The organism is Fodinibius salipaludis, from assembly GCF_002287075.1.
GTDB lineage: Bacteria > Bacteroidota > Rhodothermia > Balneolales > Balneolaceae > Fodinibius > Fodinibius salipaludis.
On sequence record NZ_NSKE01000001.1, the window covers coordinates 321700 to 345725 of the forward strand.

The following is a 24026-nucleotide window of genomic DNA, read 5'->3' on the forward strand; positions in this document are numbered from 1 at the left end:
CCAAAATGTTCCTGCTAAAAACTTCAGACTACCCCATCTTTTCCTGCCAGTGCTGAAATATCATCATCATAGCCAAGGTATCCAACTCACAGTATTTCAGCAATGCATTTTGATAGGCTTGCTTTTTTTTAGGATCTAACTTTTGAGCAATCATTTTGCCATATACCACCATGGCCTCAGTACCGCGTCGAATTGGTGAATCACCACTTTCCGTTAGTACGGCATAAGGATTTTTTGCCCCACCCTTTCCATCCGGCTGCCACCAAATAATATCTCTGAAATTACTACTGGAATAAGGCCTCGAGTAAATTTCTTTAAGATAAGAACTGTGACTCATTACCGACCGAAGCACATCTTTTATACTCAGTGAACTCTCCATCTCCCGGTTATAATAAAAATTCTTTACTAAGCGACTTATATCAGCGATATAAGGCGGCTGCGAATGAGAGGAGTCGTGGCGATTAATGAGCTGTTCAATCCAGCTAACAAGCTGAATAGCATCTGAAATTTCATCATGTTCCTTTAATAATTCTGAACGAATCGTTTTTAACGCATGTCGTTCAAAGTTGGAATACTGAACAATAGTACCTTCTTCGATATCCGAAATATCCTTTAGCCTTCGAACCAGTTCATAGTTAGAATATCCACTATTCAAATCGTCAATCCACTCCCGATGTTTCCAAGTTCCATCTTGATACAGCGTGTGACATGAAAACTGGAAAACGACTAAATGATAAGGGGTACGATTTTTTCGGATCGGTACCGCAAAATTTCCTGCTTCAAAATCAAGGAAATGCAATGGAAATTCCCATCGATCGAGCTCTTCAAATAATACAGGTCGAATAATCTCCTCGGGCACATCCTCATTCTTCCTTTTGTGAACTTGCAATGCTTGACGCATCTCCTGAGAAATCCGTCCCTCCGATTTGATAACACTTGCAGAACTAAATATGGAATCGAGGGGAATATCTCCCTGATCATAATTTCCGTTGGCAAGCCGCCGATTGGTTCCCGGACCAATTAAATCAAAAATGTGATTCTTTGATGGGCTTCCCTCCGACATCACCGGCGACCAACACTCGTTAAATCCACTTTTTTCTCCCTCACCAACCCTGTTTTCTTCGATACGGAATTCACAATTCTTGCACTTCAGACCAACCTCGGGCTCAGGTTTATCATCCCCAGAATACACGGCTGAAAAGTATTTTAACGTCTCTTTTAAGGTGGGTTTCGGAAGATAATTTTCAGCAAAAACCGGTTGGCTCACTAATTTTTCAACCACCTCTGTTACATCCAGTTTAGCCAACAATTCCTGATTGGAAAAATCGACATCCACTACCTTTTGGCTGTTATCTAAAGGATGTAATAACAAAGGAAGATTATCGGTATACGCACTGCTCGATTTCTCCGGCATTACCAGCATCGCCTGAATATCCAAACCGGGAAAATTGTTCTGAATCAAATACACCTGGTAAGCAAAATCCAGAATATACTTTTCCCATTTACTGTTGATAAAACCGTTAGCGTCTGTAATTCTATGCTTACGAGAATCAAAGGCCTTAGTGCGGATATAGAAAGCCGTCAGCTTATTACCGGTTTTATGCACAATGGGTAACCGGGCCATCATACTCTTATGCTCAAAAACGGCATCAAAAAGTACAACATTAGCGCTTTGCAATAACTGATGCGTTTTATCAGCTGCTTTTGGCACCTGTTTCTCATCTACCAATATTCCATCAGGATAAACCGAGCGGACTAATGCCGTTAGTAATCTTTTATTATAGATAGCATGTTCAATAAAGGGTCGTGACTGCTTATTTTGGGGATACCCCTGCCGGTAGTAATAAAGCTTAACCGGACATTCCAAACCGGCACCAAAGAGGTGTCTGGTCAAATATTTATCGCGATCGTTAAACCTTGCCATCCGAACTCACAATATTAACTTCCGGGACGAGCGCAATACCAAACTGTTCTTCAACTGATTCTTTGATCTGATCAGCTAAATTTAAAATCTCACCACCTGTGGCTCCCCCATGGTTAACAATCACCAACGCCTGCTGTTTATAAGTCCCGGTATTCCCAACTACTTTTCCTTTCCACCCCGCCTCTTCAATCAGCCAACCTGCCGGCACTTTCATTTTTTGATCCCCCATCTCATAACCCGGAGCCTCGGGGTACTCCATTTTGATACGTTCAAACACATCATTTTCCACAATGGAATTTTTAAAGAAACTCCCCGCATTGCCGAGCAAATCGGGGTTGGGCAGCTTGCTATTTCTGATATCAATTACAATATCACTGATATCACGAATAGTTAGTTCATCGATATTTCGCTTTTCAATTTCTGACTGGATAGCTCCATATGATGTATTCAATTCCGGATTTTTAGAGAGTTTCAAAACCACATTCGTGACAATCACAACACCTTTTAGCTCCCCTTTAAAGATGCTGTCACGATAACCAAAATTGCAATCCCCTTTTTCATATCGACGTGTTTCCCTTCCCTCAATATCCACAGCTTCGAGCCATTCAAAAACTTCTTCCAGCTCAACGCCGTAAGCCCCTATATTTTGTATGGGCGCCGCACCTACCGTCCCCGGAATAAGCGACAGGTTTTCAATTCCGCCCCATCCCTTCTCAACACAGTATCTGACGGCCTGATGCCAATTTTCACCCGCACCAATTTTCAACCACACATACTCATCGTTTTCCTTAACCACTTCCCGTCCTTTTATCTCGATATGCAGTATTAAACCGTCAAAATCATCCGCAAAAAGAACATTACTGCCACCGCCCAACACCATAATTTTGAGCCCCTCAGTCTTAGGATGTCGTAATACTTCTTTTAACTGAGATTCCGATTCTATTGTGGCAAAATAACGTGCCCTTGCGGAAATATTCAGCGTATTATAGGGCTTTAAATCAACATCGGTTTCAACTAATGATTTAAAATCGGTGCTCATCTATATAAATATGCTGTTTTTACAGATTTTTTATGATTTGGGGCGTTCCTGAACTTTGACACGAAGTTTTTTTACACGGTTATTTTTAACTGAGTGAATTGTAAGCTCTAACCCTTCATAGTAGACACGTTCCCCTACATTGGGTATACGCTCTGTGAGATGATAAACGAGTCCACCAAGTGTTTCATATTCATCATCTTCAGCGGTAAGCTCTGTATGGAGGATATCCTCCATATCATCAAGGTCAATCTTGGCATCAAAAATATATACGCCGCTTTTAAATTTTGTATAGAGACTTTCTTCTACCTCATCATACTCATCAGATATTTCCCCGACAATTTCTTCAAGAATATCATCCAGCGTAATGAGTCCCTCGGTACCGCCGTATTCATCAACTACAAGAGCGATATGTGTTTTTTCTTGCTGAAAATCACGAAGTAGATCATCTACTTTTTTAGTAGAAGGCACAAAAAGAGCTTTACGGGCAATAGTTCGCCAATTTATTGTTGTCCGTTCGATATCAGAGTTGATATAAGGCAGTACATCTTTAGAATGTATTACGCCCAAAATATTATCAAGATCGCCATCATATATCGGCATACGCGATAGCCCCTTTTCTCGAATCAGCTGTAAAACTTCATTGAGAGAATCATCAGTAGAAATGGCAACGATATTAACACGTGATGTCATTATCTCACGAACTGTGGTAGTGCCAAATTCAATCACATTCTCAATAATCTCTCGCTCATCACTTCTGATGGATCCCTCCTGTTCACTCACCTCGGCCATCGTCATAATATCTTCGGAGGTCATCTTGCTGTCGGGTTTGGGGAGCCGTTCTTCCAAACTAAGTGTGCTATTGGCAATAAGACTTGAAAGTGGGGTAAGCAGCTTAAATAATACGTAGATGAAAGAGCTTATCTGTCGCGCACTTTTCAGCGGATTATTAATGGCAATAACTTTGGGCGTAATTTCGCTGAGAATTAAAATCATAAAGGTCAAGACCACCACTTCCAGCGTGTAAATAAAAACCTCTGAAAGTCCAAAAGAGGCCACAATATTACCGGCTACCACGGCAGCCAGTACGGATGCCACGATATTCGCAAAGGTATTGCAAATTAGAATGGTAGCCAGCAATCGCCTTGGATATGCTAACATCTTTGCAATCATTCGATCTTTGGAACCCTTTGTATCCTGATCTATGAGCAGATCTTGTTGATTAATAACAGAAAAAAAGGCTACCTCAGCGCCTGAAAAAAGAGCAGAAAAAACAAGTCCCAAAACAATGATTATAAGCTGTATCGTCAACGCTACAGGATCTATTGTAGAATCGATAAGAACAGATTCCCCTTGCCGGGAAATAAAATCGAAAATAAACAGTAAACTACTCGGGTCTTTCAACTACCTATTTTTAATTTTGGGTTGTCTTAAAGCTATTGACTGTACTCATGCGGTGCAAGAAAAGTAAAAGCGGCAAGGGATTACCTCACCGCTTTTAAATGTATGCTAAAAATGGAACGGATACCATTAAAATGGCAAGTCGTCGTCAATATCGTCAAAATCTTCATTTAAGTCGACATTGCTCGATACCGGCTGAGAGTTATCCGGCTTCGGAGGTACATCACCACTACTTTCACCTTTGCTGTCAAGCATCGTCATAGTCAATGCTTTTATCTCAGTAGAGTACCGTGTTTGGCCTTCTTTATCTTCCCACTTACGGGTTTGGATAGGACCTTCAATATAAACTTGTGATCCCTTCTTTAGATATTCCTGGCAAATTTCGGCCAAACGCCCCCATGCCACCACGCGGTGCCATTCGGTGTTCTCTTTCCATTCGCCCTGCTTATCCTTATAACGTTCGGATGTCGCAACTGATAAGTTTGCAACAGCTGTATTAGACTGCGTATAACGTACGTCGGGATCTTGACCCAACCGGCCAATAATCATTGCTTTATTGAGTGAACTCATAATATTTCCTCATTTATTTTTTATCGTTTCGTTCTAAAGGTAAGATATATTTCGGAGGAAATCCTTACAGAAAAAATCTTGGCATTATCCTTACCTATTGTTAAATAGGTAAAAAATTTAACTAATTTTAAACTCCTGTTGAATAGTCAAAATGATACACAAATAAACTTGAATATCATTATAACGTAACTTTCTCATGTGGATTAGAACACTCATACTCTCAATCATACTAATCGGTAGTAGTTTTCTTTCTACTTCTGCAAAGTCGTATGAAATACCTGATGTTCGAGTTGAAATCACTATCGATGCAGATGGTACTGTTCACGTTACCGAACACTTAACATACGTTTTTGATGGTTCTTTTTCCTGGGCAGAATATGAAATTCCCCGACAGGGTTTTTCCGCTCTCACCAATATCCAGATTCAGGAAAACGGGAAGTCCTATATCAACGAAAATACAGAATCTTCCGGGACGTTCAGCGTGGCAGAAAATAAAGAGGCCATTAAGCTAACGTGGTATTATTCTGCGGAGGATGAAAAACGAACGTTTACCGTTTCGTACACTTTGCAGGAAGCATTAACCGTCGGCCCCAAATGGTCGCAATTTTTCTGGAACTATTTATCGAATGAACGAGACAAATCCACCAGCCAGCTAAAAATCAGTATTCAGCTACCCGAATCAGTTTCAGGGGATTCACTTTACGGCTGGACAAGAGGTCCTAAAGGACAATTTGACCTACAAAAGTCAGCCGGAATGTTTACCATCAATGCTTCCAATATTGATGATGACGAATTTGCAAAAGTAAGAGCGATATTCCCCACTGCAGTTCTAAATAAGTCGCCAATCTCTGTTACTGATGAGGATTTCTCACTCAGTCAGGCTCAAAAGGAAGAGCAAACATACCAAGAGAAACGTGACCAACAGATAAAACGCCAGGAGTATCTTTCCGATCTTTGGGAAACACTGAACTATATGATCATTCTGTTTAGTATTGCAGGATTTTATTTCCTTTACCGTAAGTATGGAAAACGACACTCCACCTCCCGTTTTTCATCCAAAGAAACAATTATGGCCCCGGGTGAAATTCGTCCGGCAGCTATTGGCTGGCTTCTGCAGGGACAAAATATCACCAGTAACTTGCTTATGGCTACGGTTCTTGATCTGGCACGAGAAGGATATTTCAAAATACAGGAAGAACCGCCTGAAGAAGGGTTTTTGGCAGATGATAAACCGACGTTTTCTATCGAGCGAACGGAGAAACAATTGGATGAGAATTTACAGGAATGGGAAAACCAAATCATCACCTTTGTGGAGCAGCGCCTCAAAGATGGTCACCAGAAATTACACAACATCTTTGGGGGAACTAATTCTGAGGTATCCTCATGGTTTACCAAATGGAGAAAAAATTTAAAAGAGTATGCATTTGATCAAAATTGGGTTGATGAAAAAAGCTACACCGGCTGCTACTGGAATATCGCGGTACAATCGTTACTTGTTATAGCAAGCATTCCCGCACTCATTTATGCAGGTCCGGTTGGATTAATGTCCCTCTTTGTTTCCGCCTTTGCATTGATATTTTCTTTCCTGATTATTCGGCGTACTCCCGAAGGAGAAGAAGTATATCATCAATGGAGCAACTATAAAGAAGGACTTAAAAATGCCAAGGAACACAGTATCTCGTCCGATAAACTAGACAAACATTTTATCTATGGACTTGCTTTCGGCCTGGGAGAAAAAGAGCTCGAGAGCATTATTGCTACCAATGCCAATGCTGTACCAGTTATTGCCTGGATTGCCTTCAGCTCAAATACTAGCTCAGTAGCAAGTGTTGCCAGTAGTTTCTCAACCCTCGGGGCAACGGGTGCAACCTCCTTTCCCGGCACAGCCGGAGGTGCAGGAGCTTCTGCCGGCGCTGCGGGCGGCGGCGCTTCAGCAAGTGCAGGCTAATACTCCCAGCCAATCAGCATTTCAATTTGTTCAATATCCAGCGGGGTATGTGTACTTAGCGTGCTGTCAAAAGTATCTGCCAAGTAATTAAGGGCTATGGCATATCGCTTGCTGCCATCTGATTGTGCCTCTTCAATAAGAAGTGCCATCTGAAAGAGTCTGATCAACTGTTTGAACATCGGCTTGGCAGAGGCTTCCATTCGATCGCGATCATCCAGTTCTCGAATGTCCTTCCATACTAATTTCATTTCGGTCAGTTTCTCTGCTAAAATTCCCCCGTAATCCGATGATCTATCAGCTGCTTGTTCAATCATCTCAAAAATAATATCCAGTCCGCGTGATTTTTCAGTGGCGCGAAGCATATCCAATACAATAATATTGCCGGATCCCTCCCAAATTGGCAGCACATTGATGTCCCGAAGTAATTTGGGCATTACAAAATCTTCTATATAACCGTTGCCCCCCATCAGCTCCATGCATTCACGAACACTATAAACAGCATTTTCGGCCGACCACCACTTGGCCATGGGAGTAATCATGCGCAGCAAGTGTTGCTCTTCTTCGTCTCCTTTTTCAGCAGCATCCATCGCCCGCAACCCGCGCCAAACCAGTAGAAAATCGGCCAAATATTTCGATCCCAGCTCCAGAAGTTTCTCCCTGATCAATGCATGGTCAACGGCTCGTTTTCCAAAAGTTCTCCGGTGATTCAGATACTGCCATACCTCAATTATTGCCCGACGATTGCCAGCCAGAGCAGCCACAGAATTATAATTTCGAGAAATATTAATCATCTGGGCCATGATTTTGAATCCTTCACCCTCATCGCCCAATCGTTTGCCCTCGGTATCCTGAAAACGAACTTCTGCCGAAGCCATTGAGCGTACGCCCAGCTTATCTTTAAGGCGAATAATTTCCATGGGGTTTCGCTCGCCATTGGATAACACTTTTTCTACCAAAAATAGCGACAATCCTCTTGTGCCCTTTTCTACCGGACCTGTTCTGGCCAATGCCATAATCACCTCGGCATTGACGTTACTACAAAACCACTTTTCACCATTTAATCGGTAACGATCTCCCTCTACCTTATCAGCTATGCACAAATTTGCCCCCACATCCGATCCGCCGGACTTCTCCGTCAAAAACATGGCACCTGAATAAAGCTCCGCTCCCTCTTTAGCTGTCAACCGAGACAAAAGCCGTTTTTTATCTTTCTCATCCGCAAACTGTTCAATTAAGTAGGCTGCACCGTCAGTCATGCAATGCGGACAGTATTGTCCCAACTCGCTCATCGCATACAGTTGCCCCAGCGCAAAACCCATTTGGTGCCGACTTCCTGTGAATTCCCCCTTTCTGTCAGGATGATATTTCAAATAAAACATCTCTGACTCGGCTGCGATATCCATTAGCTCCCAATAGGCAGGGTGAAACTCAATCTCATCAATATCTTCACCGAACTTGTTGCGCTTTTCTAACACTGGCCCGTTTTTATCTGCCTTTTGAGAGAGCTCATCCATCTGCGTTGCCGCAACTTTCCCCAACTGATCTAATTTTTCATCCAGAATTTTTTTGGCGTACTCCGAAAGATACCGATTAACATACTCACGGAGAATAAGGTCAGATTCATAAAAATTTTTGCTGACGTTGTAATCATCGGTAAGCACTTGGTTTTTAGGATGTGACATAACAAATCTCTCTATTTGAAATTTTAGGACTGATTAATAAAGAAGTATAAATAAAAAAAGGACGGGATTTTATCCCGTCCTTACATTAAACTAAAAGAGTCCCCGGCACTTCAGAAGTGCGGGGGATCTTCATAAAATTAATCTCTATTTATCCGTCAGTGCAACCACACCGGGCAGATCTTTGCCTTCAAGGAACATCAGACTGGCTCCACCACCGGTCGAAACGTGGGAAACGGCTTCTTCAAGTCCGGCCTGTTTAATAGCTGATGCCGAATCACCACCGCCAATAATCGTCGTTCCACCGAGTTTTGTTGATTCAGCCAGAGCTTCTGCAACAGCATTGGTACCGTCGGCAAAATTTTCCATCTCAAAAACCCCCATGGGCCCGTTCCATACCACAGTCCTTGCATTTTTGATGATGTTCCCGAACGAAATAGCGGTCTGCGGACCGATATCTACGCCCATCCAACCATCTTCAATACCATCCTCGTCAACAACTTTGTGCTCGGCATCATTTTTAAACTCTTTGGCAGCAACCGAATCCACAGGTAATACAACATTGACACCTTTTTCATCGGCTTTCATCATTAATTCTTTGGCTAAATCAACTTTATCATCTTCAACCAGCGAATCACCAATGGGCAGTCCTTTAGCTTTATAAAACGTGTAGGTCATACCCCCGCCAACGAGAATGCTGTCTACCTTATCAAGCAGGTTTTCAATTACTCCAATCTTATCAGATACTTTGGCTCCACCCAATATCGCTACAAACGGTCGACTGGGATTGTTTATAGAGTCATTCAAATACTTAATCTCTTTTTCCAACAAGTATCCCGATACCGCCGGCTGAAGGAAACGCGTAACCCCTGCTACAGAAGAATGCGCACGGTGACTACTTCCAAATGCATCGTTACAAAACAGGTCGCCATGTTTGGCCAACTGCTTGCAGAACTCTTCGTCATTAGCTTTTTCCCCCTTATGAAAGCGAACGTTTTCCAGCAGTACAATTTCACCGTCTTTGGCCTGATTGATCACTGTTTTTGCCTTCTCTCCGATACAGTCCTCTGCAAAATGGACTTTTGTATCAACCAGCGTCTGCAGGTGCTTGGCTACCGGTTTGAGGCTCAGCGACTTATCAACCTCTCCACCGGGACGTCCTAAGTGACTCATGAGAATGAGTTTGCCACCGTGCTTCGTAACATAATTTATAGACGGCAGTGCCTGTACCATGCGATTGTCATCACCAATTTGTCCATCTTTAATCGGCACGTTAAAATCCACGCGCATTAATACTTTCTTGCCTTCAATTTGTACATCCTCAAGCGTCATCTTATCCATAAGTAGCTGTAATTTTTAGCTGATTAACTAATGATTTCATAGCTGAATTTACCAGCTTATTGAAAGCCGTCCAAACCCACCATCGAACCATGTGGTATCATCAATTACTTTATATGTTCCCCGTCCCGTCTGCTTATCCCCATCCAGGTCGTATGATATTCCGGCAAGGAAATAAAAATGTTGGCTATACCTGTATCCAATTGTGTACGTAACCCGAGCGTTATAATCTCTTACTATGCTGTAGTTTCGTCTAAAATCAAAGCTTCGTATACCATTTTGAGCTTTAGGTCCTTGGGGACGACTATATTCTGCGTGAAATTCCAACCCCGTTTTAAATCCAGAAATGATGGGATCATACAATATCCTACTCTTTATACTAATAGGCTCCTCCAAATAATCAAACGGATCCCCATGTCGTATAATTTTTTTAGGGACTTTTTTGCCCTTTATTCGATCTCTGTCATATCCATACCATAGCCATTGTTCAAACCGAAAGGCTTGTAACCGCCCCATAGCATATAAACCTAACTGATTTGTTATCTGCCAATTGTTAAAATTATAATTAGAATCCAAAGTGGGATTTCTTTTTAATTTTGAAAAAGTACGCTGATACGTTAACCCCACTGTAAAAAGAGGGTGGTCATACTCAACCAATGCTCCCAAATAATGGGCCCACTCTTCATCAATATAATTACTGGTATCGGCATGCACTTCTATTCTCTTACGCGTATACGTTTGTAAACCACCCAATAATTCAACTTTTAATCTATTATATTGGGAACTGGTATATTTCATTGAAAGCAGTTCCGGCCTATTGGAATATTGGTGAGTAATATCGTACCGTTCATTCCAGGAGTTTCGACCGTCTTTAGCTAAATCCTGAACAACATTACTGCCCCAATCCAAAATGCTTGCACTAATTTGCACCATTCCATCATCAAAATCTCCATATCTGTAAAAAAATGTGGCATCAAGATCAGCCTTATATTGGCTAAGGGTATGGCTTACCCCCAAAAAATGTTTACCAGTAAGATTTCGAGTATAACCCAGATGAAATAAAAAACGATTTGCGCGAATGTTTTCTGCATGATATCCATCAATGGAAATCTGATTCTTATCACTAATAGCAATATCACTTTTAATAGTATTTTCAATCGCAAATTCTGTGGCATTTAAACTACCTGTCGACATCCGATATACATTTTTAGCCTGTTCAAAATCATAATCCTGAAATAATGTAAATTGATAAGTAATTAAATCCAGGTTATGCTCGGGACTCATTTCATTGAGATGCTCCCGAAACAATCCCCGATTAAAATGAGTACCACCATGATTATGAGAGCGATCCAACATAAAATTTCGGGTCCGTTGCTCCCATCCCAATAGTGTTGCCGTTGAAGTAGAATCCTGACCATTGGCTGTATGAACAGAAGAAAGTTGAAAAATGAATACTAAGACACTCAAAATTAATAGTCGGGGAGAAAACAGATTGTCCATTGATGATAGCTGATATTTAATATTGCTCAATTATTCTACAAACAGGATGTTCGAATGTTTCTATGGTACTGCAAACTATCAGTACAGTCAAACCCTGTTTTTTTACCCAAAATTAAATATCTTTGACTAATAAATTTCAATGCTAAAAACAGGAGACATGGATACCGTCTATTTCGATCACGCCGCTACCACACCGGTTGATGAGCGTGTGCTTGAAGCAATGATCCCTTACTTTACCGAACATTATGGAAATGCAAACTCTCCCCATGGATTAGGTAACAATGCCAAAGTCGCAGTTGAAGAAGCAAGGGAAAATATTGCCGAAATGATCGGTGCCGAACCGGCTGAAATTGTCTTTACCAGCGGCGGGACGGAAAGTGACAACTGTGTCATCAAGGGTGTTGTGAATGCCACGGGCAAAACAGAAGTCATTACCTCCCCGCTTGAACACCATGCCGTTCTGCATACGGCAGAGGCTTTAAAACGTCATGGAGCTAAACCGGTATACCTGGAACCAAACTCCAAAGGGATTATCACTGCTGAAAAAGTAGAAGAAGCAATCAACGATAATACAGCGATGGTTTCGCTGATGCATGTTAATAATGAAATCGGTTCTATAAATCCGCTTGCGGAAATTAGCGAAGTTTGCAGCAAGCACAACATACCCTTCCATTCTGATACTGTTCAAAGCGTGGGTAAAATTCCGGTGGATGTGGATGAACTCGGACTCGATTTTCTGAGTATCAGTGGACATAAAATATACGGCCCAAAAGGTATTGGTGTAATGTATATGCGTCATGCAACCCCATGGCTTCCCTGGATGCACGGGGGTTCGCAAGAACGACGCCGACGCGGGGGTACGCTGAACGTGCCCGGGATTATTGGATTAGCCAAAGCGATGGAACTCACTCAAAAAGAGATGGATGACCATCGTAAACATTTTATCAAACTCCGCAAACGGCTTATTAACGGACTTGATAAAACATTCGGTGATCGCTACCAAATTAACGGCGATACCGAAAACGGAGTCCCCCATATCATCAATATTTCTTTCTTAGATCCCAATGGGGATGGCCTTGACGGAGAAATGCTGCTCCTGAATCTGGATGTGGAAGGCATCTGCTGTTCCAACGGATCGGCCTGTACTTCAGGCGCTATGGAACCTTCTCACGTGCTTGAAGGCATCGGCTTGGATGAGAAGACAGCAAACTCCAGCCTCCGTGTAAGCCTTGGCAAACAAAATACCGCAGAAGAAATCGATTACTTTGTAAATAAGTTAAAAGAAGTTGTAGAAAGAATGATGGGAACTGTTAAAGCATGAGTTTTAAAAATCGAGTTTGTGTTTATTGCGGATCAAAAACCGGTAATAACTCTTCCTTTATTCCTCAAACCAAAGCATTGGGACACGCCCTTGCATCCAACGAAATTGGGTTGGTGTATGGCGGCGGTTCAGTGGGATTGATGAATGAGATCGCAAATGCTACTCTTTCGCGTGGCGGACAGGTTCACGGCGTCATCCCCCAGCATTTGTATGATATGGAGGTTGCCCACAAAAATCTTACCGCCCTGCATATCACCGATACCATGCACGAACGAAAAGCGATGATGGCCGAACTTTCGGATGCGTTTATTGCCCTGCCCGGTGGATTCGGAACGTTCGAGGAGCTGATGGAAGCCATCACCTGGCTGCAGCTGGGCATCCACGAGAAAACAGTAATCATATTTAATATCGATGGGTACTACGATAAACTGATCGAGTTTATCGATGAAGCAGTCAAAAACAAATTTATCACTAAGGATAATAGAACACTGCTAAAAACCGGAAATACTATCGAAGAATGCTTAAATCACTTACCGTTTTACGACTCTAATTGATAGGATTAGCCAAAGGTTGTTAGTCCCGGTTTATACCATCCCAGCAACGTACTGATAACAACAAGAATGTATACAGCAACAGTATAACGGTAAGCCGCACTCCACTTTTCTACCGATTGTTTTCCTACAAAGTCACCTGCTTGTAATCGTTTGTTAAGTTCTTTACTCCTGTTAAGGTCTATAACAATAAACACAAGAATGATTACAAAAAGCAGTTGTTTCAATGCCAGCCAGGGATAGAGCTGAATATCGAACCATCCCCACTGCGGACCTTGTGCAATACTCGATAATGCCCAGCCAGAAACAATTATTCCTCCGGCGCCAACTATAGTCCCCCACTTTGCCAATAACCGCTCGGTCTGTATTAAGTTATCTGTAGAAGATGATTTTTTTGTCCGATAAATTCTAATACCGTACAGCAAGCTTCCGACAAATGCACACAACCATATTAAATTTGAAAGAATGTGAATCCACCGAGAGAGTTCATACAACATCCAAATCCAGCTTAATTTGAAAAAATGTCATCAATAAGATGACCGTATTTATCCTCAACTATACGGCGCTTAATTTTTAACGTAGGGGTTAACTCACCCGACTCAACCGTAAATTCATTAGACACAATGCGGAAATCTCTGATCTTTTCATGGGAGGCCAAGTCTTTAGAGTAGCTTCGCACCTCGTTATTATAAATTTTCTGAATCTCATCTTTTTGGATCAGATCCTCGATAGAACCATATTCAATGCCCTCCTCCTCAGCATGAGCTTCAAGCGCCTCAAAATCCGGTACTATCAAGGCAGCCATATAGGGCTGGCGTTCCCCGACAACAACCAGTTGATCAATCCATTTACTGGTTTTAAACAGGTCTTCAATGGGGCCGGGATAAATATTTTTACCACCGGCGTTTAAAATCATGTGCTTAATACGGTCGGTGATCTGCAGCTTCCCATCCACAAATTTACCCACATCTCCGGTATGCAGATAACCGTCATCATCGATCATTTCACGAGTTGCTTCTTTATTTTTCCAGTATCCCTCCATCACATTGGGACCTTTGCACAAAATTTCTCCCTGCTCAGAATCATGATCCGTCGGATAATCTTCACCACTGATCTCAGCAATAATTTTACTATCCTCTAATCGCTGAATAGCAACGGTTACACCTGGCAACACCTTACCAACCGTACCCATCTGCTCATCGCCGTAGGTATTACAACACATAACGGGTGATGTTTCTGTTAATCCATAGCCCTCAATGATATGGAGCCCTGCTCCCATAAAGAAATGGCCAATCTCTGCCGGCAATGCGGCTCCCCCCGAAACAAAAAATCGAATACGTCCACCGGTTCGTTCTTTCAGTTTGTCAAATACCAGCTTATCAGCCAGTTTTTTCTGCATCGAAACGATTCCACGTTCCCCGTCAGCATACTTACGACCTACTTTCTGGGCCCAATTGAAAATTTTCTGCTTAACAGCACTCCCCTCTTCCACGCTTTTGGAAACAAGATTATAGATCTTTTCAAACAGTCTCGGAACACTCATAATAATAGTGGGATGGGCTTCTGTCATATTTTTTGCCACCGTATCCACACTTTCAGCATAATAAATTTCTGCACCGCCGGCCATCATCGCATAATAACCCGCCGTACGCTCAAAAGAGTGACAAAGCGGCAAAAAGGAAAGGCAACGATCATCATCCATAATTTCAATCTGTTGATGGGCAGCCTTAATATTACTGACGATATTTCGATGAGTCAACATAACTCCCTTTGGCTTGCCGGTTGTTCCCGAAGTGTAAATCAGTGTTGCCAAATCCTCCGGCTCGATTGTCTTACTGCGACGAGCAATTTCATCTTTCTGTTTGGGCAACTCTTTCATTCCCTCAGCCATTGCCTTATCAAAAAGTGATACATACTCATCATCCAAATAGCTCGAGATGTTGGGTTCATCGAATGCAATCACCCGATTCAAATCCTCACAATTATCAAACACTTCGCGCGCCTTCTTAAGTTGAATACCCGTGGAGACAAAAAACATTTTTGCCCCCGAATCTTTCAAAATATATTCACACTGTTTGGGTGGCAATGAGGTATAAATGGATACATTAACAGCCCCAATTAGTTGTAAAGCCAAATCAACAACAGCCCACTCGTAGCGGTTTTCGCTAAGGATAGCTACTCGGTCACCGGCTTCAATACCATGGGTAACCATATAGGCAGCCAGCGTATGTGTATCTTCATGAACTTGATCCCATGTGATCGTTTCATAAGGCTCATCCGTTTGCGGCTTTCGTGCAAAAGCCGTCTTTTCAGTTCCCTTATATTTTTTGGATAAATTAAGGAACAGCTCAGTCAACGTTTCAAAAGCTACAACTGTAGGCATAAAACTAAAATTAGTTACTGTTAAAAACCCTGATCACAAACTATTTGTATATGCTCGAATATAACATTCTGAATTGAAAATTCAGTACAGGTCAACATTCCGGGTTTTCCCCATTCGTTTCAGACATTACGATTGAATTTTTTTAGGAAGTCCAATTCCTTATATTAAAAGAAAAATTTGACCCTCTTTTTATGGCTCATCCGGCAAGTGAAGAAACAATTGATTTAGTTAAAGAGATTTTCAGCTCATACCTAAAGGAGCACAACCAACGGCAAACCCCGGAGCGGTTCATGGTTTTGGAAGAAATTTACCGTGCCGACGGACATTTTGATGCCGATGATATCTTTTTCAATATGAAAGAAGGCGGCACTCGCGTATCCAGGGCAACGGTGTATAACACACTCGATCTTTTGGTGGAATGTGGATTGGTACAACGCCAGCAATTCGGAGAAAACCAATATTATTACGAGCGTGCCTACGCCTACCAACAACACGATCACATCATCTGTAAAAAATGCGGTAAGGTTTTAGAGTTCTGTGATCCGCGTATTCAAGAGATCAAAACGATGATGGAGAAAATTCACAAGTTCGATATCTCAGGCCACTCCCTCCACTTTTTTGGCACTTGTCAAGATAAGGAAGCCTGCGAAAAGCGTCAGAAAGAACAATCCGGCACCAAAAAATCGAAAGTGAAGTCATAATATAACTATTAGGGTTTGGCTGATGATTATCCCCGCCCGTTCTCACCATCTTCCAGCCATTAATAACATCTATAACCAAGCGGTAGCGGATAGTTTTAGAACGGCTCATACCAATCCGGTTTCTCCGGATGAGCGTAAACAGTGGTTTGCTGACCATTCTCCCAGTACCTACCCCGTTTTTGTCTATTTGGATGATGAGACCGTACTCGGTTGGCTTTCAATTTCTTCCTATAGCAAAAATCGTCAAGCTCTTGCCGACGTAGTTGAAGTAAGCTACTATATTGACTACAACCATCACAACCAGGGTATTGCTTCGGCATTAATGGAACACAGTCTGCAATTTTGCCGGGAATATGGCTATCGTATTGCTGTTGCTATTTTAGTCAGTGATAATAAACCAAGTATTGCCCTTCTCGAGAAGTTTGGATTCAGTGAAGCGGGACGTATTCCCGACGGACTTAATTTTGACGGTGAGTTTCGGGATCATCTTTATATGTACAAAAAGTTGTAAGGACTAACCTCTTTTTTTATCAGTATAACTAATGGGAAAAACCGAATAAGTTAATCCGCTTTTCATACCAAAAAGTTAATTTCTTTTCTATTTGAAAACGTCGTAATATCCTAATTGTGGGATGTATCACGAGTCCCGCAATAACCTATAATTAAACTGATATTAGACGAATGAATATTTACGTAGGAAACCTTTCTTATAAGGTTTCAGATCGGGAACTGGAAGAAATTTTCGAAGAGCTTGGTGATGTAATTTCAGCCAAGGTTATCAAAGATCGTGAAACCGGCCGATCAAAAGGATTCGGTTTTGTAGAAATGCAAAATGACCAAGAAGCCCAAGCCGCTATTGATAAACTTGATGGCGCCGAAATCAAGGGCCGAACTGTTAAAATAAATAAGGCCCGTCCCAAAGAAACAGCCGGCAGCCGACGGTAAAATTTACTTTTTGATTTATTAAAAAGCCTCAGAATCCTTTCTGAGGCTTTTTTTGTTTAATAGACATTTCACTATCGACAATAAAGTTCCAATTGGCCTTAAAACCTTGTATTTTATATCATTGTATAATGATATATTAATAGACTATGGATACCGAACAATTATTGATCGATGAACAAGCCATTCAAATAAAAGCAAAGTTATTTCGTGGATTTGCTGACCCCTCGCGACTAATGCTCATTGAAGTACTTCGCAACGGGAAGAGAAGTGTAGGAGAATTAGTTGAAATTACCGGACTTTCTCAACCAAATGTTTCGAATCACCTGCGGTGTCTCGCTGATTGCGATCTGGTTAAAAAAGAACGAGACGGGCGTTATATCTATTATAGACTAAGTGATACGCGCATAACAATGATCCTACAGAAGTCTGAACAGCTTCTCTCAGAAGTTGCTAAAGGGGTCTACGATTGTACGCGATACGAATCAAAAAAATGAATCAGCAAATAATGAATAAGAAAGAAGTTCAACTCACGGTTAAAGGCATGGATTGCTCGGGCTGTGCCAACAATGTAAAAACTGCACTCGAACAACTTGAGGAAGTAGAATCTGCCGAGGTTCTGCTATCAGCCGAAAAAGCCCGAATTAATACCAAAACTGACCAGCCTGATCTCGATAGTATCAAAAAAGCCGTTGAGGATATTGGCTATCATATTCCTGATAACACATCAGATCAATATCGAGAGGAAAACGAATCACTGAAAGAAAAAGCTCAAAAATCCTTTCGATTATTCGGACTTGTGTTTGGGGCCATATTGCTCATCGTCATTGCAGGAGAATGGCTCGGACTCTTTCAAACGCTTACCCAGTGGATTCCCTTCTGGTTGGGAGCCCTTCTCGTACTTTTTATGGGATATCCCGTTTTTAAACAGGTTATCGTAGCTGCTAAAAAGGGACTGGTTACTCCACACGCTCTCATGGCTCTGGGATCAATTACAGCACTGGCCGCGGGAGAATGGGTAACGGCCGGTATCGTCGTATTTTTTATGCGAACCGGCGATTACATCGAAAGTTACACCACCGAAAAGGCTCGGGATTCTCTTCGCTCATTGACAAAACACGCACCGCAGACCGCTACTGTATTACGGGACGATACTGAGCAAGAAATTCCCATTGACCAAGTAAAACAGGGTGATAAAATCCTTGTCCGCCCCGGCGGTAAAATCCCCGTCGATGGTACTGTAATCGACGGACAGGCTACCATTGATGAATCACCTATTACCGGTGAATCAATGCCGGTTGAAAAGACAGAAGGATCCAATGTTTTTGCATCTACCATTGCACAAGGAGGATTTCTAACGTTACGCGCAGAAGCTATTGGTCGGGATTCCACCTTCGGGAAAATCATAAGCATGGTCGAAGAAGCTGAATCTCAAAAGGGAGCGATACAGCGCTATGCCGATAAATTCTCGGCGTGGTATCTGCCGGTAGTAACGTTCATTGCAGTACTTACCTATCTACTGTCCGGTGACCTCATGGCAACCGTGGCCGTGATGGTAGTGGCGTGTGCCTGTGCCTTTGCTCTCGCAACCCCGGTAGCCCTGCTCGCTTCTGTAGGATCCAACGCCAAACGTGGAGTACTTATCAAGGGCGGTAAATATATTGAAGCACTGGATCGCGCCGATGTGTTGTTGATTGATAAGACGGGGACGCTAACATTCGGTCGACCGGAAATTTCGGATATCATACCGTTCAACGGAACTACCGAAGGTGATCTTCTTGCCATGGCTGCAAGTGCCGAACAGTATTCTGACCATCCCATCGGTAAAGCAGTGGTTGAAGCAGCTCAAAAACGTTACCTGACTCTCTCAAAACCGGATAACTTTAAAGAAATCACTGCAAACGGAGTTCGCGCCTCAGTGGATGGGCACACCATTACCGTCGGGAACCAGCGTCTGCTCGACGATGAAACCCAGGAAATTAAATCGGCGGTTGATACCCTCAAAAAAGAAGGTAAAACAGCTATTATTGTACAGAAAAACGGTCTGCCTGTTGGTGTGTTAGCAGCCCGGGATACTGAACGATCCGAAGCTGGAGCAGCTCTTGAAAATCTCCGTGAACAACATTCGTTTGATACCGTTGAACTTTTGACGGGAGATAATATCGAAACTGCCCGCCATTTGGCAAAGAAATTAAATATCGATTTCAGGGGTGAACTGTTGCCCGAAGATAAAATTGATATCGTCAAAAAATATCAGTCAGAAGGTCACACAGTAGTCATGATTGGCGACGGCATCAATGACGCTCCTGCTCTTGCTCAAGCCGATGTTGGTATCGCAATGGGAACAACCGGTACCGATGTTGCTATCGAAACAGCTGATATCACCCTGATGCGCGACGATTGGTATCTCGTGCCCGATCTTTTTGCTTCGGCAGATAAAACCATGCGTGTTATCAAATGGAATTTCGGGTTTACAACGGCTTATAACCTGGTGGGACTGTCACTGGCGGCCTTTGGAATCCTTCCCCCTGTTCTGGCTGCCGCGGCACAATCTCTGCCTGATGTAGGGATATTGCTTAATTCCTCACGCCTGCTAACAAAATAATATTTGTTTTGTCTGACTCAACGATCCACCGCTATAACCGAAAAGCAAAAATGTATGAGCAAAAATGGGGGGCATATCTCGACCACACCCACCAAAGGCTGCTCAAATATATCGAAGTTGATCCATCAGATGTCATTTTAGATCCCAGCGCTGGCACGGGATTACTTGCTAAAAAACTTATAGACCGAAAGTCTTCTTTTGACCATTTGGTCGTTAATGATCCTTCTGATGAAATGCTCACAATTGCCCGGCAACGACTATCCAGCAATCCCTCAATTAGCTTTGCCAATCACAAAGTTCAACACCTCTCCTACCCGCCAAATTATTTCACCAAAATTATCTGCCTGAATTCTTTTCACTTTTATAAAAATCAGCAGCAGGTTTTAGGTCAGTTTTATAATATCCTAAAGCCGGGCGGAAAACTTTATATCCTGGATTGGAATCGAGAAGGTTTCTTCCAGATTTTTAATCAGCTTATACGTTGGACTAATTCAGAATATATAAATACTTGTTCCCTGGGGGAGTTAAAACAAATGATGAGCGCTCAAAAATTTAATATCAAAATATCGCACAGCTGGAACTGGCGATACTGGAAACTTCTGCTTCTGGAAGGAATTAAGTAGATATCAACTTGTTGCTGTTACATTCGAATCCTATCTTTAGCGCGAACTAAATTCCAAATATTTAATGGCATAATGAAGTATTGCGCCTTTCTTTCAATGGACAATCTCGATGATTTTGAAGTGTATGATCATCTGCTTTTTAAACCACTCAAAGAATTAGGATGGCAAGCTGAAGAGGTTTCGTGGCGTAATGAAAACATAGACTGGGATAGCTATGATGCCGTCATTATTCGAAGTCCGTGGGATTATCAAGACGACCCACAGACTTTTTTAAAGGTACTGGAAGAAATTGAACAATCTGAGGCAGTACTCGAAAACAGCCTCGAAATTGTTAAATGGAATATTGACAAAACCTACCTTCGGGATCTGGAATCACGGGGCCTTGAAATCGTCCCCAGCCTGTGGTATCAAAAATTTAATTCGGATCTATTCCCCTCCATTTTTACTGATTTAAAATCAGCAGAGATTGTTATCAAGCCAACCATTAGTGCCGGAGCTGATAATACGTTCCGTATTCACAAATCAAACTATGGTATTTTTGTTAATGATCTTAAATCCGTGTTCAAAAACCGGCCCTTTTTGGTACAGCCCTTCATGGATAATATAACAGCAGAAGGCGAATTTTCGGTCTTCTTTTTTGGAGACATCTACAGTCATACCATCCTAAAAACACCTAAAACCAATGATTTTCGCGTACAGGAAGAACACGGCGGAAGGTTAACGCTGGTTGAACCTGAAGAAGATCTCCTAAAAACGGCCCGAGCCATGCGGGATCTGATTGATCCTGAACCGTTATATACCCGTGCCGACTACGTCCGTACGGCCGAGAATACCTTCGCGCTGATGGAGCTGGAGCTCATCGAACCCTCACTATATTTCAACATGGATCCGGAATCTCCAAAAAGATTTGCAAAAGTATTTGACGAGTGGATGGAGAAAAAGCTCTCGATCCAGGATTAAAATAAAAAGGTCACACTGCAGAGCAGTGTGACCAAATAAAATATTTAGTTGGTGTCTTAGTAGTTTTCAACTCAATACTAACTACTCATCACTAAAGACACTACGTAAACACATCTTTTATTTTAGAGAAGAATCCTTTTCCATCATCTTCTTTATTTGTAGCACTAAAATGCTCATTACCTCTCAGAGCCTCCACATGTTCACGTTCCTCATCGGATAGATCTTTAGGCATATACACATTCACCCGCACAAATTGGTCACCGATACCCGAACGGTTTAACCCATGAATACCTTTGTCCTTCATCCGAAGCAGTCTGCCGGGCTGTGTGCCCTCTTCTATTTTTATTTTAGCTTTTCCTTTGAGAGTGGGCACTTCCACTTCGGTACCCAAAATAGCATCGGGCATGCTAAGCACAAGATCGTAATAAATATCGTTACCATCGCGCTCGAAATGCTCGTGCTCTTTCTCTTCTATCAGCACAACCAACGAACCCGCATCACCGCCGCGCTTACCGGCATTCCCTTTTCCACGCAGGGTTATATAGTTACCTTCTGATACACCTGAAGGAACATTTACTTTAACCGTCTCTTCACCCCGATAGCGTCCTTCTCCACTACATTTTGAGCATTTATTGCGGATGATACGACCTTCGCCACGACACTCTGGGCACGGCTGTACATTTACCATCTGGCCAAGCATCGTTTTGCGAACCTGTCTCACTTCACCGGTACCATTGCAGGTACCGCACATTTCGAAATCTTCTTCCGATTCCGCACCGGTACCGTTACATTCGTCGCATTTGATCTGCTTTTTAACTTTAAGCTTTTTCTCGGTGCCAAAAGCTATCTCCTCAAGTGAAAGCTCAATTCGGAGTTTCATGTCCGAACCGGGTTGTCCCGAAGAGCGACGACCACGTGAGCGGCTTCGTCCACCGGCAAAATCACCACCGAATATATCACTGAAACGACTAAAAATATCATCAAATCCGATATCCTCGAATCCGGCAGCACCGCCGCCAAATCCACCACCGCCATTTACACCACGATGGCCAAATTGATCATATCGCTGACGTTTCTGCTCATCTCCCAATACTTCATAAGCTTCCGAAGCTTCCTTGAACTTCCGCTCCGCTTCCGGATCATCAGAATTACGATCCGGATGAAACTTCATCGCTTTCTTTCGGTAAGCTTTTTTAATTTCATCTTCAGATGCATCTTTACTTACGCCGAGTACGTCGTAATAATCTGGTTTAGACATGTATTGAACTAACTAACCTTATAAATTTTATTCGCTTACAATTACTTTTGCGTGACGGATGGTACGATCGCCCATGCGGTAACCGCTCTCCACAACATTGAGAACAACATCACTTCCAATGCTGTCATCTTCGGGTTTCTGGCGCATCATGGCATCGTGTAGATCTACATTAAACGGAACGCCCTCCTCATCAATGCGTTCTACACCGTATTTGCTGAGTACTTCTTTAAATTTACTGGCTACAAGGTTTACACCATCCATCAGGGTATCATTCACCTCGAGTTCTTCAGCCGCCTTCAGCGTGCGCTGCAGATCGTCGTTGATCTCCAGAAAATCCTCCAATGCATTGGCTTTAGCCGTCTCATACACCTGGGAACGCTCCCGCTGTACCCGCTTGCGATAATTCTCCAGCTCAGCAGCTTTTCGCAAGTGATTATCTTTTGCTTCGGCAAGTTCCTCTTCTAATTTCTGTACTTCCTGATCACGCGAAACAAGCAATTCACGAAGCTCATCCGTTTCAAAATCTTCGTATTGGGAATAAAGCTCCTCAGCTTCGTTTTGTTCTTCAGCCGACTGCTGCTCTTTTTCGGCTGCTTGTTCTTCAGTTACCTTTTCGTTGGATTCGCTCATGTGAAACTAAATTGACAATTAAATTCTATTTTTGATTCTTTAGGGTGCAAGAATGCAAATAACATGCCATTACCCTGTGCCTCTATATCTGCTGACAAAGTTACGGAAGTTCTGTTCCTGAATAAAAGCAAAGATTCAGAGTGTCAGCTTTTTGTATCAGTATCTAACGCACCAATACTAAAATTATTCATCATCTTCCTCATAGAAAAACTCCAGCATATTTCCGTCGGGATCAGATATAAACACAAATCGTCCCCGCTTGCGATTCGCCGGCCCACTCAAAATAGAAACTTCCTTTTTACGAAAATAGTCTGCCATCTCGTCAACTTCTTCCTCGGAATCCAGGTAAAATCCGAAATGATCTACCCGGTAATCCCGTGACTCAGGATCATAGCTTGTTTCCGCCTCAACCAATACCAGCGTATCCTCTTCACCAACCCGATATACGGCCATGCTTTTCCCCATTTTACGAACCAGTTCAAATCCCAAAACATCCCCGTAAAACTCTTCCGCTCGCTCAATATCGTTTACTCGAATCGTAATGTGATTAATACCTGATGGACTAAAATCTGCCATAATAATTTTGTTTATCTATTTATTTAATAAATTCTGAAAGTGTTGATAACACAAAAATCTCCAATCATCATTCATTTTCT

22 protein-coding genes are annotated in these 24026 nt (G+C 42.4%); 10 read left to right on the forward strand and 12 right to left on the reverse strand.

What is annotated here, in order from left to right; genetic code table 11:
• Window positions 1-28: 28 nt before the first annotated feature.
• The 4 genes from CK503_RS01310 to CK503_RS01325 all read right to left on the reverse strand — a co-directional run bounded on the left by CK503_RS01310 (window position 29) and on the right by CK503_RS01325 (window position 4931).
• Window positions 29-1924, reverse strand: a complete 1896-nt coding sequence (locus CK503_RS01310; protein WP_095604973.1) for a DUF2779 domain-containing protein — start codon at window positions 1922-1924, stop codon at window positions 29-31.
• Window positions 1911-2963, reverse strand: a complete 1053-nt coding sequence (gene murB / locus CK503_RS01315; protein WP_095604974.1) for a UDP-N-acetylmuramate dehydrogenase — start codon at window positions 2961-2963, stop codon at window positions 1911-1913. The genes CK503_RS01310 and murB overlap by 14 nt, the downstream gene beginning before the upstream one ends.
• 30 nt (window positions 2964-2993) lie before the next feature.
• Window positions 2994-4364 (reverse strand): hemolysin family protein, encoded by a 1371-nt coding sequence (locus tag CK503_RS01320; RefSeq protein WP_095604975.1) that lies wholly within the window; start codon window positions 4362-4364, stop codon window positions 2994-2996.
• Between the two features lie 126 nt (window positions 4365-4490).
• Window positions 4491-4931: a single-stranded DNA-binding protein gene (locus CK503_RS01325; protein WP_095604976.1), complete on the reverse strand. Its 441-nt coding sequence runs from the start codon at window positions 4929-4931 to the stop codon at window positions 4491-4493.
• A gap of 196 nt (window positions 4932-5127) precedes the next feature.
• Between CK503_RS01325 and CK503_RS01330 the strand changes: the two genes are divergently transcribed.
• Complete coding sequence (locus CK503_RS01330; RefSeq protein ID WP_095604977.1) at window positions 5128-6879, forward strand: DUF2207 domain-containing protein; 1752 nt, start codon at window positions 5128-5130, stop codon at window positions 6877-6879.
• Here the strand turns inward: CK503_RS01330 and CK503_RS01335 are convergent.
• From CK503_RS01335 to CK503_RS01345, 3 genes are all read right to left on the reverse strand, one after another.
• A complete protein-coding gene (locus CK503_RS01335; RefSeq protein WP_095604978.1) occupies window positions 6876-8561 on the reverse strand; it encodes an acyl-CoA dehydrogenase family protein in 1686 nt (561 codons plus the stop codon). The genes CK503_RS01330 and CK503_RS01335 overlap by 4 nt on opposite strands.
• A 144-nt stretch (window positions 8562-8705) precedes the next feature.
• Window positions 8706-9899 (reverse strand): phosphoglycerate kinase, encoded by a 1194-nt coding sequence (locus CK503_RS01340; protein ID WP_095604979.1) that lies wholly within the window; start codon window positions 9897-9899, stop codon window positions 8706-8708.
• A 48-nt stretch (window positions 9900-9947) separates the two neighbouring features.
• Window positions 9948-11396, reverse strand: coding sequence for a hypothetical protein (locus CK503_RS01345; protein WP_095604980.1), 1449 nt, complete (start codon window positions 11394-11396; stop codon window positions 9948-9950).
• A 157-nt stretch (window positions 11397-11553) separates the two neighbouring features.
• On the opposite strand from CK503_RS01345, the gene CK503_RS01350 reads away from it, so the two are divergent.
• Window positions 11554-12717 (forward strand): cysteine desulfurase family protein, encoded by a 1164-nt coding sequence (locus tag CK503_RS01350; RefSeq protein ID WP_095605175.1) that lies wholly within the window; start codon window positions 11554-11556, stop codon window positions 12715-12717.
• A complete protein-coding gene (locus tag CK503_RS01355; protein ID WP_095604981.1) occupies window positions 12714-13271 on the forward strand; it encodes an LOG family protein in 558 nt (185 codons plus the stop codon). Before CK503_RS01350 ends, CK503_RS01355 begins: the two co-directional genes overlap by 4 nt.
• A gap of 5 nt (window positions 13272-13276) precedes the next feature.
• Here CK503_RS01355 and CK503_RS01360 read toward each other — a convergent pair whose 3' ends face one another.
• Both CK503_RS01360 and CK503_RS01365 read right to left on the reverse strand, forming a co-directional pair.
• Window positions 13277-13765, reverse strand: a complete 489-nt coding sequence (locus CK503_RS01360; protein WP_095604982.1) for a DUF2269 family protein — start codon at window positions 13763-13765, stop codon at window positions 13277-13279.
• Between the two features lie 11 nt (window positions 13766-13776).
• Window positions 13777-15651 (reverse strand): AMP-dependent synthetase/ligase, encoded by a 1875-nt coding sequence (locus tag CK503_RS01365; protein ID WP_095604983.1) that lies wholly within the window; start codon window positions 15649-15651, stop codon window positions 13777-13779.
• 191 nt (window positions 15652-15842) lie between these two features.
• On the opposite strand from CK503_RS01365, the gene CK503_RS01370 reads away from it, so the two are divergent.
• The 7 genes from CK503_RS01370 (at window position 15843) to CK503_RS01400 (ending at window position 21482) form a co-directional block, all read left to right on the forward strand.
• Window positions 15843-16352: a Fur family transcriptional regulator gene (locus CK503_RS01370; protein ID WP_095604984.1), complete on the forward strand. Its 510-nt coding sequence runs from the start codon at window positions 15843-15845 to the stop codon at window positions 16350-16352.
• A 22-nt stretch (window positions 16353-16374) separates the two neighbouring features.
• Complete coding sequence (locus CK503_RS01375) at window positions 16375-16863, forward strand: GNAT family N-acetyltransferase (protein WP_095604985.1); 489 nt, start codon at window positions 16375-16377, stop codon at window positions 16861-16863.
• Window positions 16864-17033: 170 nt separating this feature from the next.
• Window positions 17034-17297, forward strand: coding sequence for an RNA-binding regulator (rbp, locus tag CK503_RS01380; RefSeq protein ID WP_095604986.1), 264 nt, complete (start codon window positions 17034-17036; stop codon window positions 17295-17297).
• Between the two features lie 146 nt (window positions 17298-17443).
• Entirely contained in the window at window positions 17444-17791 is a 348-nt protein-coding gene (locus CK503_RS01385) for an ArsR/SmtB family transcription factor (RefSeq protein WP_095604987.1), read from the forward strand.
• Between the two features lie 11 nt (window positions 17792-17802).
• A complete protein-coding gene (locus tag CK503_RS01390) occupies window positions 17803-19899 on the forward strand; it encodes a heavy metal translocating P-type ATPase (protein ID WP_095605176.1) in 2097 nt (698 codons plus the stop codon).
• Between the two features lie 8 nt (window positions 19900-19907).
• Entirely contained in the window at window positions 19908-20522 is a 615-nt protein-coding gene (locus CK503_RS01395) for a class I SAM-dependent methyltransferase (protein WP_141239851.1), read from the forward strand.
• A gap of 72 nt (window positions 20523-20594) precedes the next feature.
• Entirely contained in the window at window positions 20595-21482 is an 888-nt protein-coding gene (locus CK503_RS01400) for an ATP-grasp domain-containing protein (protein WP_095604989.1), read from the forward strand.
• Window positions 21483-21582: 100 nt separating this feature from the next.
• On the opposite strand, the gene dnaJ is transcribed toward CK503_RS01400, so the two are convergent.
• The 3 genes from dnaJ to CK503_RS01415 form a co-directional block, all read right to left on the reverse strand.
• Window positions 21583-22740, reverse strand: a complete 1158-nt coding sequence (dnaJ, locus tag CK503_RS01405; protein WP_095604990.1) for a molecular chaperone DnaJ — start codon at window positions 22738-22740, stop codon at window positions 21583-21585.
• 27 nt (window positions 22741-22767) lie between these two features.
• Window positions 22768-23370 carry a nucleotide exchange factor GrpE gene (locus tag CK503_RS01410; protein WP_095604991.1) on the reverse strand — a complete coding sequence of 201 codons (603 nt, stop codon included), beginning with the start codon at window positions 23368-23370 and terminating at the stop codon, window positions 22768-22770.
• A 183-nt stretch (window positions 23371-23553) separates the two neighbouring features.
• A complete protein-coding gene (locus CK503_RS01415; protein ID WP_095604992.1) occupies window positions 23554-23946 on the reverse strand; it encodes a VOC family protein in 393 nt (130 codons plus the stop codon).
• Window positions 23947-24026: the final 80 nt, after the last annotated feature.